The following is a 14,539-nucleotide window of genomic DNA, read 5'->3' as shown; positions in this document are numbered from 1 at the left end:
CAGGACACATCTCTTAAGACGCTTAAATTGTAAATCCAGACATAAAATATGCCTAAATCTTCTTCCAGAATTCAAACAACGCCTCTGGCAGAGAAAGCGTCAGCCGCGCACGGGTGCAGGCCACATAGAGCAGATTGATTTCCTGATCACAGTTGTCCAGATCGCGCTTCAACCGGGCTTTCAGGCGCGGGGAGAGCGGGCCGTGTTCCTGCTCGGTTTTTCTGGCGCGATCCTGAAACTGCGTGCGCCGCCGGCTCCATTCTTCGGGGGAGAGAAAGTCATCCAGCATAATGACGGCATCAAACTCCCGCCCCTTGGCCTTGTGCGCGGTGGAGCACACCAGACTCACCTCGTCCGGGTCGTCACGGTAAAGCGTCTGGATCGTCTTTATCTTTTTATCCAGCGTCTCTTTGTGTTTATCCACAATGCCAAACAGTCTTTTGGCAACCGGGTCCCCATCGCGGCCTTCTGCTGCGTTTTCCAACTCACGCCATGTGCCGTATTCCAGCGCAGCCCCCTCCGGCTTTAAAGGCGGCTGAAACTGGCGCTGATACAGGCTATAGGCGGCCAGAATTTCCTGCACCATGTCATTCACCCCGCCCAGCACATGGAAGGGCCGCGTGCTGTCCGCCAGCCCTTCAAACAGTCGGGCATTGGTGCGGGCCAGAACCAGCGTGTTGTGCTCCGGTTTCAGGCCCTTTTTGTGCAGCATCACCCGGCTTTTTACCGCCGGGTTGCCGTGCAGGCTGTGGGCCGGTTTGCGGGAGTGGTGCCCGAGAATGGCGTTAGCCATCCGCGCCAGAGGTTCCCCAAACCGCCAGCTCCGCGTTAGCGGCAGGCACGGGCCTTCCAGGTCGCTAATGGCATCCACCGCACCGCGAAAGGCGTAAATGGACTGGTTCGGGTCGCCTACTGCGACAATCGGCAGGCCGGATTTTTTCAGGATGGAAATCAGAACCGGGTTCAGATCCTGCGCTTCATCCACCATAATATAGTCGTAGCCGGTAATTTTCTGCTCACGCTCAAACTTCTTTAAATAGAGATCATGCGTGATAGGAAAATCATGTTTTTCAAGTGCCGCCAGATATTTGTAAGCCTGCGCCACAAACAGGCGGATCTCCCGGTTGCGCCCGCTGTCAGGCTCCGGGCAATGGGTGGCGGTAATTTTGGAACCTTCGCTGATCAGAAAATTGCTCAGCGTTTTCAGCACAGCATCCGCAGCCCCGCCGGACTTCATCCCTAGCACCTTTTCCAGCCGCCAGATATCCCGCACCAGATAGCGCCCCTGCACCTTGCGGTTCAGCTGCCCGATATTCAGGATGCGATAGGCATAACTATTGGCGGTGCGTGCTTCAATCTGGTTGGAAAAGCGGGCGCGGGCCTCTTTGGCAATCGCAGTATTAAACGCCAGATACAGCCCCCGGTGGCGCGTCCATGTCTTACTGAACCACTCCAGCGTGGAGGTCTTGCCGCACCCGGCTCCGGCAATCACGCGAAAGCTGGCGGTGGGGGGCGTGTCCAGAATGGCGGTCTGTTCCGGGGTGATGGCAATCATCGCGCTTTTCTGGCCCTCATCTGTCAGCGGTGGCGCGCGTATAGCGCACTTTTTCGTGCGCAGATATGCCGCGCGGCGCAGAAAACCGTTCTCGGACCAGCCCGGCTTTGCTGGCACGGTTGCACATCCGGCCCGTTCTCGCGTTAAGGTGGCAGGATAAATCTGGTCACCCCGTCACCACAGGAGACCCATGACACAGCCTGATATGCTCGCCCTCCGCGCCGCCGCCGGAACGGATTTTGAAGCCTTCACCACCGCAGACGCCGCCATTGACCGCCTGTGCGCCCTGTATGATGAGAGTGCCCAGCGGCTCCACGCCGCCTTCCGCGCCCGGCAGGGCTGCCCGCCGGAGGAGGCCACTTATCCGTGTCTGGCGCTGGAACTGCCCCCCGGCACCCCCATACAGGGCCGCCCGCCGTTTGATGTTATTCTGGACCCCGGCTTTTACAGCACCACCATTACCCGCCCCGCCCTGTTCCGGGAGTATCTGCGGGAGCAGATTGAGCCGCTGCTGCACCATTACGGCCAGCCGGTGCTGGTGGGTCGCTCCCGCCACCCCATCCCGCTGCCTTATGTTATGGAAGATGCCGTCACCGGCCTGACGGAAGCCGACCTGCGGCTTTTGCAGGAGCAGTTCGCTCTGCCCAACCTGCACGCCACGGATGACAGCATTGCCAACTGCGAGCTGCTGCCCGACGCCACCACACCACGCCCGCTGGCACTGTTTACAGCAGAGCGCACGGATTACTCCCTCGCCCGCCTGCACCATTACACAGGCACCACGCCCCGCTCCTTCCAGCGGTTTATCCTGCTCACCAACTATCAGCGCTATGTGGATACCTTCCGCGATTACGCCCGCGCACAGGTGGATGCCGGGGGGGACTACAACGCGTTTATCGAACCCGGAGAGCAGATCTATACCGGCCCCGGCAGCGCCCCTGCGGACGGCCCCACAGGCAGCCTGCCGCAAATGCCCGCCTATCATCTCTGCCGCCCGGATGGAGATGGCATTACGCTCATCAATATCGGCGTTGGCCCCGCCAATGCCAAAACCATGACGGACCATCTGGCCGTGCTGCGCCCGCATTGCTGGCTGATGGTCGGCCACTGCGCGGGCCTGCGGCGTTCCCAGATGCTGGGGGATTACGTTCTGGCCCACGGCTATGTGCGGGATGACCACGTTCTGGACGCAGACCTGCCCACATGGGTGCCCGTGCCCCCCATTGCCGAGGTGCAGGTGGCCATGCAGGAAGCGACGTCACTCGTGACAGGCCTACCCGAGTCCGCCATCAAGACCCGCCTGCGCACCGGCACGGTGATGACCACCGATAACCGGGACTGGGAGCTGCGTCTGGCGCATCTGTTCACCCAGATCAACATGAGCCGCGCCATTGCCGTGGATATGGAATCCGCCACCATTGCCGCCAATGGCTTCCGCTTCCGGGTGCCCTACGGCACGCTGCTCTGTGTGTCGGACAAACCACTTCACGGAGAACTGAAGCTGCGCGGCATGGCCAATGCGTTCTATCGTGAGCGCGTAAGCCAGCATCTGATGGTGGGCATCGAGACCATGCATTTGCTCAGGCAGCAGGGTGTGACCCGGCTGCACTCCCGCAAACTGCGTGGGTTTGATGAGCCCCCCTTCCGGTAACCGCCTGCATCACACATGCTGATTCTTTCTGATAAAGGGCTTTAACCTCATGCCTGCTGCTTCTGCCTCACAACTGCCGGAAGGCGTTCCCACCATCCGCGTCATCGCCATGCCGACCGACACTAACCCCGCAGGGGACGTGTTCGGCGGGTGGATCATCTCCCAGATGGATCTTGCCGCCGGCACCACCGCAGCCTTCCGGGCCAACGGGCGTGCCGCCACCGTCGCCATTAACGGCGTTGTCTTTCTGGAACCCGTGGTGGTGGGGGATGAGGTAAGCATCTACACCCACATCACCCGTGAAGGCCGCACATCCATGACCATCCATGTGCAGACATGGCGCCGCGCCCGCCATACGCATCTCACCTCCAAGGTGACGGAAGGCGACTTCACCTTTGTGGCGCTGGATGAAAACCGCCGCCCCCGCCCGCTGCCGCCCGCAACGCCCGGTAACTCGCCCAATAGCGCCCCTACGGTCTGAAAGCCTGCGGGGCTCCTCTGCCTGTCTTTTTTCTGTCATGGCATTCCGTCTCAGCGGGGAATGGTCTAGAGCAACAGTCTGGGCCATCTCGCGAATACGCGCACCGTGGGAACGGCCAGACGGCTAACGGTTGTAAAGCAGCAGGACGGGAGACCGGCGCAGATGAAACATTGGCAGATTGACCAGCTACCCTGGGATAAATTTGACCCCTCCCGCGTGGACCCGCAGCTTGTGCCTGCCATCAAGGCGGCCGCCGTGGTGGAGCGCAACAGCGTGGACTACGCCATCTACCTGAACAACGTGTTTCATGATGACCCGGACTTCAAACAGGCGGCGGACCACTGGGCTGTGGAAGAAATCCAGCACGGGGACGGACTGGGCCGCTGGGCCATGCTGGCCGACCCGGAATGGGACTATCAGGCGGCCTTCCAGCGGTACCGGGACTTTTACCATATCCCGCTGGAAGTCGAAGAATCCGTGCGTGGCTCCCGCACCGGGGAACTGATTGCCCGCTGCATGGTGGAAACCGGCACGTCCTCCTTCTACTCAGCACTGGCCGATGCCACGGATGAACCGGTGCTGAAAGCCCTGTGCAAGCAGATTGCCGCCGATGAATTCCGGCACTTCAAACTGTTTTATGACCACATGCACCGCTACCTGAAGCGCGAACGCATCAGCACGCTCCAGCGCGCCCGCATCGCTCTGGGCCGGGTGACGGAAAGCGAGGATGATGAACTCGCCTCCGCATACTACACCACCAACGAACCGCCCTCCCTACCCTACGACCACAACCGCTGCATTGCGGCCTACATGTCCCGCGCCATGAAGAACTATCAGCCGCGCCACCTGCGCCGCGTGACGAGCATGGTGTTCAAGACCATTGGCCTGACACCGCACAGCAAAATTCAGGATCTGGCGTTCTTCATCACGGAAAAGCTGTTCTTCAGCCGCCAGCGTAAATTTGCCCGCGTGGCCGGGGTCTCCTGACCCCACGCCGGTCACCCCCGGCCACCGCAACCGACGGATTGATCTGCTCCGCGGCATTGCCATTCTTCTGGTGCTGTTCCACCATTTTTGCATTGCCTATCCGCTGGGCCATTCAGCATTGGGCACGCTGCTCACGCCAGAGGGCGTGCGGGCCGTGGCGCGCAACGGCAATTACGGCGTCACGCTGTTTTTTGTCATTTCCGGCTTTCTGATTACCAGCAACACGCTGGCCCGTTATGGCAGTCTGGCCGCCATCAAGGCCCGCACCTTCTACGCTTTTCGCATTGCGCGCATTGTGCCGTGCCTGCTGCTTTTGCTGGCGCTGGTCAATGGGCTTGCTCTGGCGGGCGTGCCCATTTTCGCCACGCACATCCCCGGCCTGTCTCCCCTTGCCGCCATGATGCGGGCCAATCTGGCCGCCCTCACCTTCAGCATGAACGTGTTTATTGCCCACTATGACTGGGCCAATTACGCGCTTGGCGTGCTGTGGTCCCTGTCCGTGGAGGAAGTGTTTTATCTCACCTTCCCACTGGTCGCGCTGGTGTTGCGTCGTCCGCCGCTTATCATGCTGTTCTGGGCGCTGGTTGCTGTGGTTGGTCCGTTTTACCGCATGGCGCATCAGAATGATGAATCCGGTTTCCTGTTTGCCTATCTGGCCTCATTCGACGGCATTGCCATTGGCTGCATGGCCGCTGTGGTGGCCACACACTGGCGGCTGGACGGGCTTGCGGCACGCCTGCTTCAGCCTGCCGTTATTGCGGTCATGGTGGCGCTGTATCTCTGGAAATCCATTGGGGCCACCAATATCTGGGGCGTATCAGTCATGGCGCTGGGGACTGCGGTGCTGCTGATTGCCTCCGCGCATCATGCAAACGGCCCCCTCGCCACCCGCTCCCGCCTGCTGCGCGGCGTAGAATGGACGGGCCGCCTGAGTTACGAACTCTACCTGTTCCACCTGATTATTCTGGGCCTGCTCCGCACTGTGCTGCCGCCCGGAACCCTGCCGCAAACCGGCTTTGAGAGACTGGCCGTCCTGCCCATCTTCCTCATCGGTTCCGGCCTGCTGGCCAGCCTCATCAGCCGCACCTTTTCTGAACCGCTCAACCGCATTCTGCGCCAGCGTTTAGGCCGGGTTCAAAAAGCCTGCTGAATAAGCGTCTCAGGCCGTAACCTTCCGCTCAAACATCAGCGTTTCTTCATTCAGATACTGCGTGGTTGCAAACTGTGAAAATCCGTTTTTCTCTGCAATGCGGATGGATGGTTTGTTGGCTGGAGCAATAATGCACACGGAGCGCCTATACGGCGTCTGTGTGTCCAGCCACGCGCAGGCGGCCTTCACGCCTTCCGTCGCAAAGCCTTGCCCGTGGCACCATGAGGCCAGAACCCAGCCCGCTTCCGGGATGCCATCCATGGACGGCGTGAGCCCGCGATGCGCCTCGTTAAAGCCGATCGTGCCCACAAAGCGGCCTGTCTGCTTTTCCCGCACCATCCAGAAGCCAAAGCCCATAATGCCCCACAGCCCTCTGTAATGCAGCAGCCTGCCCCATGTGGCGTTGGCGCTTTCCGGCTTGCCAGAGGTGTAGCGCGCGACAATGGGGTCGGCCCGCATGGCGGCGAAGTCCTCAAAATCCTCCCGTCGCGGGGCCTGAAACAGCAGACGATCCGTTTCCAGAGACGGCACTTCAGACATTCCTAAACCCTTTTCCCTCAGTCTTTCCGCATCACACATGCAGGGCGCATCGGCCTGATTTTATTCGTTCTCATCATTTAACGAATAACACCCCTTCTGCAATCACCCTTTTGTGCAGCCTGTTTCTTTGCCAACTGCCATGCACCGCACACAACCCGCAGCCGGGAACCCCTCCGCTGCCGGAACGTCAGTTTGTGTGAACCCTTAAAGCCGCTGGCCAGACAGACACATTCAGGCCGAATTTGTGGCCTGATGCGAAAGGACCTCCGCATGACTGACGAAACACCGGTCCCCAAACACAGCACCTACCGCCGCACCGTTCTGAAAATGGCAGGCGTGGCGGCAGCGGCTGGCACGCCCGTCTTCGTCAACCTTGCCGCGGCCCAGACTGTGAAAGAGAATGCTATGTCTTCCTCCCCGCTTAAAGACCCCCGCACCCTGTATCCGCATGCCCCCTTCAAAGCCCAGCCGCAGCCCTGGCCCGGCCTTGCCTCCAAAATGGACCCTCGGCCCGACCATGGTGAAAAAAGCTATGTTGGCAGCGGCAAACTCAAGGGGCGCAAGGCGCTGATTACCGGCGGGGATTCCGGCCTTGGCCGCGCTACTGCCATTGCCTACGCGCGGGAGGGAGCGGATGTCGCCATTAACTATCTGCCGCAGGAAGAAGCCGACGCTGCCGAAGTGGGTGATCTGGTCCGCAAGGAAGGCCGCAAATTTGTCGCCCTGCCCGGTGACCTGCGGGATGAAGCCTTCTGCAAACAGCTTGTAGAAAAAGCCTTTGTGGAACTGGATGGTCTGGATATCTTCGTCAATTGCGCAGGCCGGCAGCAGACGCATGATGACCTTCTGGAGGTGACGACAGAAGCGTTCGACTGGACGATGAAGACCAACCTCTACGCCCTGTTCTGGCTGACCAAAGCGGTTATTCCGCGCATGCAGCCCGGCTCCGCGATGATCTTCACCTCCTCCACCAACGCTTATGACCCCTCCACCAATATTCTGGACTACTCAATTACCAAGGCAGGCATTGCCAATTTTGCAAAAGGTCTGGCCAAGCAGCTTGTGAGTAAAGGTATTCGCGTCAACGCCATTGCCCCCGGCCCGTTCTGGACGGCGTTGCAGGTCAGCGGTGGCCAGACGATGGACAATGTCGAGAAATTTGGGGAAACCGTGCCCATGAAGCGCCCCGGCCAGCCGGTGGAACTGGCCCCGGCCTATGTGCTGCTGGCCTCGGATGATGCCAGCTACATGACAGGCCAGATTATTGGCGCCAATGGCGGCGTCGGCCTGCCATAAGTTCTCCGCACAGAATTTGACGATGCCCGGTATCGCGCTACTCTGCGCCTTCCCATACCGGGTAAGGAGAAAAACGCTTCATGTTCAGCCACATCATGCTTGGCAGTAACGATATTGCCCGCTCCAAACGGTTTTATGATGCCACTTTGGGCGCCATGGGCTGCGCCCCAGCCGAACCCAACGCCAAGGGTCGTCTGGCCTACACGCATCGCGGAGGCCGACTGGTTATTACCAAACCGCTGAACGGCAAGCCCGCCACCGCTGGTAATGGCAGCACCATTGGTTTTGCCATGGCCAGCCCGGAAGAAGCCGATGCCTGGCACAAAGCCGGCGTGGCCAATGGCGGGGAAGCCATTGAAGACCCGCCGGGCGTGCGCCACACCCCCAATGGGGATCTCTATCTGGCGTATCTGCGTGACCCGGACGGCAACAAGCTCTGCGCGCTCTACGTCATGCCTGCCAAATAACCCTGCCTTCCGGCAGCGGAAAGGTTAAAAACTTTAAGCCCGTTTTCTGACTTTATTGCTCAGGAAACGGGTTTTTTGTGTCTGCGCCTCAGCAGAACGCCCGCCAGAAGCCGCACAGAGTATGAAACATTTATGACAGATCTGGCAGTGCGCGCCATTTTGCGCACAGTGGAGGCCTGTTCACTCCCTTCCCCCGCATATGGAACCGCCGATCATGGTCCAGTTCAACCGCCGTACGTTTCTCTCGCTGACTGCGGGCCTTGCTTTTACCCCGCTCACGCGCTCCCTCGCCGCCGTGCCCAACCGGCCCCCGCTGCGCAAGCATGATCCGTTCACCTTCCTGTTCATTACCGACACGCACCTCCAGCCGGAACTGAACGCCAACGCCGGCTGCCACAGCGCCTTCCTGAAAGCCCGCGCGGTTCCGGCCGATTTTGCCATTCAGGGTGGTGACCATGTGTATGACGCGCTTGGCGTAAATGCAGGCCGCGCCAACATGCTGATGGATTTGTATAAGCGCACAGCAGATGACCTCACGCTGCCGGTGCATCACACCATTGGCAATCATGACTGTTTTGGCGTGTATACCAAAAGCGGCACACAACCGACGGACCCGCTTTATGGCAAGAAATATTTCGAGGACCAGTTCGGCCAGCTCTATTATTCCTTCGACCATAAAGGCGTGCATTTTGTGGTGCTGGATTCCATCGGCATTACGGATGACCGGATGTATGAAGGCCGGATTGATGCGCAGCAGATTGGCTGGCTGAGCCGGGATCTTGCCGCCCAGCCCAAAGGGACGCCGATTATTATCGTCACCCACATCCCGCTGGTGACTGCGATAGAAGATTACGACGTGCGCTCAACAAAGCCGGAAAAACATCACGGCATCAGTGTGGTGAATGCGTATGAAGTGCTGCCGCTGTTCGACACGTATAACGTTATCGGCGTGCTTCAGGGCCATACCCATATTGTGGAACGGGTGGAGTGGCATGGTGTGCCCTACATTACCGGTGGTGCAGTGTGCGGCAACTGGTGGCATGGCACACGGCTTGGTACGCCAGAGGGCTTTATGGTGGTGGATGTGGATAATGGTGTTTTGAAAACACGCTATGAAACCTACGGTTTTCAGAGCGTTGAGCCGAAAAACACTTAAAACAGAAAAAGCCGCCCCAAAGGGCGGCTTTTCCACACAGCAAATCTGCGGCCTAAAGCACTTAGAGTGCTTTAATGCTCACTGCAGATGTCTTGCCGTTACGACCAGCTTCGAGCTCGTAAGAGACTTTCTGGCCTTCGTTCAGAGTGTGCATACCAGCGCGCTCAAGTTCAGAGATGTGAACGAACGCATCCTGACCACCATCTTCCGGCTGAATGAAACCAAAACCCTTGGTGGGGTTAAACCATTTTACGGTGCCTGTTGCCATAACAAAGGCTCCTTCACAAACAAATGCGGTCGTGCACAAAACACACACGAAATCATAACTTTTAAGGAGATATACCGAACGCAACACGCGCCGAAAACCCGGATAAAAGCACCCGCTGGCCACTGTGGTGCGCCTATCCGGGATAGAATGCAAGGGAATTCCGCATTCAGAGTAAAATCAATTATCAGTCATCCTCGGAACTTTGCCCATAGCCCGCAGATCCCAGCGGATTTGCAGGGGTTCACCCCCACGATACGCCCCCACATGAATATGCGGATTCCGCGCCACGCCGTTATTGCCATCAATCGCCACAACCTGCCCCGCCGTCACGTGGTCCCCCACTTTTACAACCGGCTCGGCCAGATGCGCGTAGACAACAGTCACACCGTCAGCCCGCTCAAACACCATCATGCTGGCAGGTGGCTTGCCCATGGTGCCGGGGGTGTTGGTCTCGGTGTTGAGGTGAATATATTTCACCACGCCATCAATCGGCGCATGCACAGGCGTGTGCCAGCCATACCAGTCGGTATTTTTCGTGCCGTCACCCCGATACATTTTGGCAAAGCCGTGGTCACTTTCAAAACCACCCACCACCATGCAGTCCGTGCCCAGCGCATCCCCCGCACCGTGCAACTGGCCGAGCGGATGCTCCGTGCAGGCATAGGGCTTCTCAAACAGGGGAGCCAGCGTGACCTCACGCCTCTCATTCCGAATAAGAAATGAGATTGCCCCGCACACTCCTGCAACACAAGAGCAGGACCGGTTTTACCCCTCCATCTCCCCTTCCATATCACTCTGTTCCTCCGCCTGTGTCAGCTGCACATACTGGCCGTTCAGGTGCGTGGCGAGCAGGTGGCCGAGTGAGACGGCGCTGATGCACAGCAGGACAGACAGCGTGACGTTCGCCAGCGCCCGCCCCCATGCCTCACTGCGCAGCAGGTCCAGCGTTTGCAGGCTGAAGGACGAAAAGGTGGTGTAGCCGCCGCACAGGCCCATCATGACAAACAGGCGCGTATTGTCAGAAACCGGGTAGCGACCGTCCGCCAGCGTGAGCGTGCTGAAAAAGCCGATGATGAACGACCCCACAACATTAATGCCCACAATGGTGCCCCAGGGCATCATGCGGCTGAGGGGAGCGGTCAGCATCGTCATCACATAACGCGCCAGCGTGCCCAGCGCACCGCCAAGCATGACCAGAAGACAGGAGGCAAAAGACATTCTCGGGCCTTTCATTCTGGCGGGCTTTCCAGAACGCCCGCCGTGCTGCGGCGGGAAAAAGACGCACGTCTCCCGCCAGATGGTTACGGCAGGAGTCATCAGCCCTTGCAAGGGCGGTTAAAGGGGGAACCCCATCCCCTTGCTGCTTTTATAGGGTGTTCGGCCCGCTGGCTCAATCGTCTCTTCCGGGCGCGCTGGCCATTAAGAATGCGCAGGGCTCCTCTGCCCTCCCCAAAACCTGTGCAAATGTACTTCCAACCCGCGCCGTTTTTTGCTTATTGCGCGAGAAGAAGCCGGAACATGCCGGTGTGCAAGAACACTCTTCTCTCACCCGCGGCTCGACCACCAGAACAGTACAGGCAGTATATGGACCCCAAAATTCTCTTCTCCGGCATTACGCTGGCTCTGGGGGCATTTGCCTCCTTCGCTATCAGTGATGCCTTCTCCAAGCTGCTTGGGGGACGGCTCGACCCGTTTGAGGTCGCCTTCTCCGGCGGGGTCTTCGGCCTGCTTCTTCTGCCATTTATCCGCAAGCCTGAGGAATCCTACCGCGACGTGTTCCGCACGCAGGAACCCGCCATGTGGGTGCTGCGGGCGGTCTGTACGTTTGTGGCGACGGCCGCCAGCGTGGAAGCGTTCATGCTGCTGTCCATGCCCGAAGCGCTCTCGCTGATGTTCCTCATGCCGCTGTTTGTCACTATTCTCTCTGTGGTGCTGCTCAAGGAGAAGGTGACCGCCTGGGCCTGGCTGGCCGTGGTGCTGGGCTTTATTGGTGTGCTGATTGTGCTGCGCCCCGGCGTGCGCGCCCTACACTTCGGGCATCTGTGTGCCCTGATTGCCGCCGTTGCCAACGCTGTGAGCGTGATTGCCTACCGTCTGGCCGGGCAGGACAGCGCGCGGCTTTCCCTGTTTGGCTCCAGTCTGGTTGGCCCGCTGATCGGTAATGGTGTGCTGATGTGGGCGCACGCCACATGGCCGCACGGTGTCAGCACATGGGTTTATCTGTTTGGCTATGGCTTTCTGGCTGCCCTAGGCCAGTTGCTGATGATGATGGCCACGGCCCGCGCACCCGCCAACCGCGTTGCCCTGCCGCAATACAGCCAGATGGTATGGGGCGTGGCGCTAAGCTATCTGGTGTTCCATCAGCCGCTGGATGGCTGGACCTTTGTGGGTATTGTGGTTGTCACCCTCTCGGGCCTGCTCAACTGGATCCGCCAGCGCATCCGGTATGAACGCATGGCCATGAAGGAACGACTGGAACGCATGCAGGCCAGAAAGGCCGCCAAGGCTGCGGAGAAAATTGCTGCCAAACAGGCCAAGGAAAAAGCCCTGCGGGACCGCCAGCAGGCCATTGCGGAAAAAATCGCCCCGACCAAATAAGTCGCGCTCCGCAAGACAGACCTCCTGACACAAAAAATGCCGTGCCCCTTTTTAAAAGAGGCACGGCATTTTCATATGGGCCGCAAAGAGGCTTTTAGTTCGCCATCGTCCGATCGACCGCCAGACCGGCGGAGGCCTGACAGGTGGGCATCATTTCCACATGGTTGATGTTCACATGCGCGGGCAGTGCGAGAACCCACGCCACGGTTTCCGCAATATCATCCGGTAGCAGCGGTTTGGTTCCGTTATACACGGCATCCGCTTTCTCTTTGTCGCCCAGACGCACTTCACTAAATTCACTGCCGCCGCACAGGCCCGGCGCAATGGTTGTGGCTCGCACCTGCCTGCCCAGCAGATCACTCCGCAGGTTGCGCATAAACTGCTCCACAAACGCCTTGCTGGCCCCGTAAACATTGGCCCCCGGATACGGATACGTGCCCGCCGTGCTGCCCAGTGAAATAACGTGCCCGCTATTGCGCGCCACCATGCCCGGCAGCAGCGCACGGGTGATTTCCACAAGGCCGGTCACGTTGGTGGCAATCATACGCTCCCAGTCAGAGGGTTTGGTTTCCCATGCCTTGCCCAGCCCGAGAGCCAGCCCGGCATTGTTCACCAGCACATCCACCTCCTGCCAGCCTTCCGGCAGCGAGGCCGGGAGCGCCTTGACTGCGGCGAGGTCCGTCACATCCAGCTTGAACGGCAGCAGTGCGGGTCCAGCCTCTTTTGCCAGCGCATCCAGCCGCTCCTGACGGCGACCCGTAGCAATTACGCGGTAGCCATCCTTCACCAACCGCAACGCAATGGCGTGGCCAAACCCTGCCGTGGCACCGGTGACGAGAACTGTCTTGAGGGGCTGTGTCATTGCTCTCTTCTCCATAAAGGGGGAACTCCGCCCACCATGCGTCAAAAGAGCAGGGAGTGTCACGGGGCGCGATGACACGCCCCACGTCCGTTTAGCACCGCCTCAGTCTTTCGGCTTTTTCGAGGCCGGACGCGCGGAGACGGGACGTTTGACGTTATAGCCCTCACACTGGTCCATCACCGTCAGCAATGCCTGCCCCAGCTCTTCATCTGACACAGACAGCGGGACATCCAGAAATTTCTGGGGAAACTTGACCCGTGGCCAGCCAACGTGGCCACCCCCACCTGCACGACGCGAGGCGTATAAAGTCATAAAATCATCAATACGATAATGCCAGTCGGAAGCAACAATATCATCTTTCCGCCACATCGTATCAATAGTTTTAAACCCATAGGCTTGGCGCATCTCCTCGAAAAAAGCCAGACGCCGGGTGTTTGACGCCTTCTCCATTGGAATGATATTTTCCAGCCCCAGCTCTTTCGCCCCCGGCTTGTTGAAATATTCACTACTCAAAAGAGCCTTACGAAAATTTTCCCCCAGCCAAAGAGGCGTGGCCTCCTCCACCAGTGCATGCGCACACCAGCCCGTGCGGGAAAAATAGCTTCCTCTCCAAATTTCTTTTGAAATAATGGCGACAAATTTTGGTGTCCGGCAAAAATCGGCGCTTTTACGATACTGCGCTTTAATCTGCTCAGACGTTAAAGGGGGCGGTCTAAACATCAGGATACCTCGTCAAGCATTATCGTCAACCGTAGCAATCCTTACTGTGTGGGGATTACCATACCATCGCAACAGAGCAGGCCTGGAAAGCTGCATAAACGACCGGCTACATCTCACGCATAATTAGGCTGGCACGCATCAAGCGCCTGAAGAGCCACACTCGCGATCTCTTCATCAGAAGCATGACTTGAAACGTAGAAGACCTTGCCCTCGTTTTCTCCCAAATACCAGGCAGAATGGCCCCCACCTCGCCCTCGGGTGGCCAGAAAACAGATCTGATCTGTCTGCTCATACTCCCAACTGACAAAGACAGCAGCCGATTTTGACACCGCGACAAGATGGTCCTTGAAGCCAAACCTGTCCCTGATTCCAAACCAGAACGCTCTTTCCGCAGACCGGGACAAATCTATAATTTTTTCACGCTCAGGATCATCAGCCGAACAATTATAAAAATCCAAATAATAATTATGACTCTCCATAAGAGATTTTCTTAAATTTTCTCCTATCCACTGGACGGTCACTTCTTTTCTCGGCAAAACAACAGAAGATCCCGTCGAAGAAAAAATACTACCACTCAAAACATCCTGACAATATATTGCGTAATACTTCTTTGTTCTCATGATAACGGCTCTTTTGTCTGATACCTTTTTCATACGATATCCTTAATTTGAAAATTAATTTTCTTCGTTGCAATATTGGGGCGAGCTACCACCTTTTTTAGTTTTTTGCTGTTCTAAAAAGAAAAATTAAAAAGAACGCTTTGGTAATTTGATAGCAATTGATCGATTATCACCATAAAATCAAAATA

16 protein-coding genes and 1 riboswitch are annotated in these 14,539 nt (G+C 58.1%); of the genes, 8 read left to right on the top strand and 8 right to left on the bottom strand.

From position 1 onward, the window contains the following. Nucleotides 1–52 precede the first annotated feature (52 nt). Complete coding sequence (locus ACHQGU_RS03665) at nucleotides 53–1,672, bottom strand: UvrD-helicase domain-containing protein (RefSeq protein WP_395495920.1); 1,620 nt, start codon at nucleotides 1,670–1,672, stop codon at nucleotides 53–55. Nucleotides 1,673–1,745: 73 nt separating this feature from the next. Between ACHQGU_RS03665 and ACHQGU_RS03660 the strand changes: the two genes are divergently transcribed. The 4 genes from ACHQGU_RS03660 to ACHQGU_RS03645 all read left to right on the top strand — a co-directional run bounded on the left by ACHQGU_RS03660 (nucleotide 1,746) and on the right by ACHQGU_RS03645 (nucleotide 5,824). Beyond that, nucleotides 1,746–3,206, top strand: coding sequence for an AMP nucleosidase (locus tag ACHQGU_RS03660; RefSeq protein WP_395495919.1), 1,461 nt, complete (start codon nucleotides 1,746–1,748; stop codon nucleotides 3,204–3,206). A 49-nt stretch (nucleotides 3,207–3,255) separates the two neighbouring features. Continuing rightward, nucleotides 3,256–3,687: an acyl-CoA thioesterase gene (locus ACHQGU_RS03655; RefSeq protein ID WP_062248218.1), complete on the top strand. Its 432-nt coding sequence runs from the start codon at nucleotides 3,256–3,258 to the stop codon at nucleotides 3,685–3,687. 162 nt (nucleotides 3,688–3,849) lie between these two features. Beyond that, entirely contained in the window at nucleotides 3,850–4,674 is an 825-nt protein-coding gene (locus ACHQGU_RS03650) for a ferritin-like domain-containing protein (RefSeq protein WP_062144471.1), read from the top strand. After that, nucleotides 4,649–5,824 (top strand): acyltransferase family protein, encoded by a 1,176-nt coding sequence (locus ACHQGU_RS03645; protein WP_395495918.1) that lies wholly within the window; start codon nucleotides 4,649–4,651, stop codon nucleotides 5,822–5,824. Before ACHQGU_RS03650 ends, ACHQGU_RS03645 begins: the two co-directional genes overlap by 26 nt. A 9-nt stretch (nucleotides 5,825–5,833) precedes the next feature. Here the strand turns inward: ACHQGU_RS03645 and ACHQGU_RS03640 are convergent, their stop codons facing one another. Further along, nucleotides 5,834–6,364: a GNAT family N-acetyltransferase gene (locus ACHQGU_RS03640; RefSeq protein ID WP_395495917.1), complete on the bottom strand. Its 531-nt coding sequence runs from the start codon at nucleotides 6,362–6,364 to the stop codon at nucleotides 5,834–5,836. A gap of 270 nt (nucleotides 6,365–6,634) precedes the next feature. Here ACHQGU_RS03640 and ACHQGU_RS03635 point away from each other — a divergent pair, with 270 nt between their 5' ends. The 3 genes from ACHQGU_RS03635 to ACHQGU_RS03625 all read left to right on the top strand — a co-directional run bounded on the left by ACHQGU_RS03635 (nucleotide 6,635) and on the right by ACHQGU_RS03625 (nucleotide 9,283). Then, the gene (locus ACHQGU_RS03635) at nucleotides 6,635–7,660 is read left to right on the top strand and encodes an SDR family oxidoreductase (protein ID WP_395495916.1); all 1,026 of its coding nucleotides are present in this window, start codon (nucleotides 6,635–6,637) and stop codon (nucleotides 7,658–7,660) included. An 80-nt stretch (nucleotides 7,661–7,740) separates the two neighbouring features. Next, on the top strand, nucleotides 7,741–8,127 hold the full coding sequence (locus ACHQGU_RS03630; RefSeq protein ID WP_395495915.1) for a VOC family protein: 387 nt from the start codon (nucleotides 7,741–7,743) through the stop codon (nucleotides 8,125–8,127). Nucleotides 8,128–8,341: 214 nt separating this feature from the next. Then, the gene (locus ACHQGU_RS03625) at nucleotides 8,342–9,283 is read left to right on the top strand and encodes a metallophosphoesterase family protein (RefSeq protein WP_395495914.1); all 942 of its coding nucleotides are present in this window, start codon (nucleotides 8,342–8,344) and stop codon (nucleotides 9,281–9,283) included. 61 nt (nucleotides 9,284–9,344) lie between these two features. Here ACHQGU_RS03625 and ACHQGU_RS03620 read toward each other — a convergent pair whose 3' ends face one another. From ACHQGU_RS03620 to crcB, 3 genes are all read right to left on the bottom strand, one after another. Next, on the bottom strand, nucleotides 9,345–9,551 hold the full coding sequence (locus ACHQGU_RS03620; protein WP_043551757.1) for a cold-shock protein: 207 nt from the start codon (nucleotides 9,549–9,551) through the stop codon (nucleotides 9,345–9,347). A 177-nt stretch (nucleotides 9,552–9,728) separates the two neighbouring features. After that, nucleotides 9,729–10,289 (bottom strand): M23 family metallopeptidase, encoded by a 561-nt coding sequence (locus tag ACHQGU_RS03615; protein WP_395495913.1) that lies wholly within the window; start codon nucleotides 10,287–10,289, stop codon nucleotides 9,729–9,731. 27 nt (nucleotides 10,290–10,316) lie between these two features. Then, a complete protein-coding gene (gene crcB, locus ACHQGU_RS03610; protein ID WP_062144411.1) occupies nucleotides 10,317–10,769 on the bottom strand; it encodes a fluoride efflux transporter CrcB in 453 nt (150 codons plus the stop codon). An 82-nt stretch (nucleotides 10,770–10,851) separates the two neighbouring features. Then, nucleotides 10,852–10,917, bottom strand: a riboswitch (Fluoride riboswitch). A gap of 218 nt (nucleotides 10,918–11,135) precedes the next feature. Between crcB and ACHQGU_RS03605 the strand changes: the two genes are divergently transcribed. Further along, a complete protein-coding gene (locus tag ACHQGU_RS03605) occupies nucleotides 11,136–12,149 on the top strand; it encodes a DMT family transporter (RefSeq protein WP_197463935.1) in 1,014 nt (337 codons plus the stop codon). A gap of 94 nt (nucleotides 12,150–12,243) precedes the next feature. On the opposite strand, the gene ACHQGU_RS03600 is transcribed toward ACHQGU_RS03605, so the two are convergent. From ACHQGU_RS03600 to ACHQGU_RS03590, 3 genes are all read right to left on the bottom strand, one after another. Next, nucleotides 12,244–13,011, bottom strand: a complete 768-nt coding sequence (locus tag ACHQGU_RS03600; RefSeq protein WP_395495912.1) for an SDR family NAD(P)-dependent oxidoreductase — start codon at nucleotides 13,009–13,011, stop codon at nucleotides 12,244–12,246. Between the two features lie 102 nt (nucleotides 13,012–13,113). Further along, nucleotides 13,114–13,575 (bottom strand): hypothetical protein, encoded by a 462-nt coding sequence (locus ACHQGU_RS03595; RefSeq protein WP_395495911.1) that lies wholly within the window; start codon nucleotides 13,573–13,575, stop codon nucleotides 13,114–13,116. A 269-nt stretch (nucleotides 13,576–13,844) separates the two neighbouring features. Further along, entirely contained in the window at nucleotides 13,845–14,384 is a 540-nt protein-coding gene (locus ACHQGU_RS03590) for a hypothetical protein (RefSeq protein ID WP_395495910.1), read from the bottom strand. Nucleotides 14,385–14,539: the final 155 nt, after the last annotated feature.

Source organism: Acetobacter sp. KSO5, from assembly GCF_044094635.1.
GTDB classification, from domain to species: domain Bacteria; phylum Pseudomonadota; class Alphaproteobacteria; order Acetobacterales; family Acetobacteraceae; genus Acetobacter; species Acetobacter cerevisiae.
Note: the sequence above shows the minus strand (reverse complement) of the source record. Positions and strands in the feature narration are given on the sequence as shown.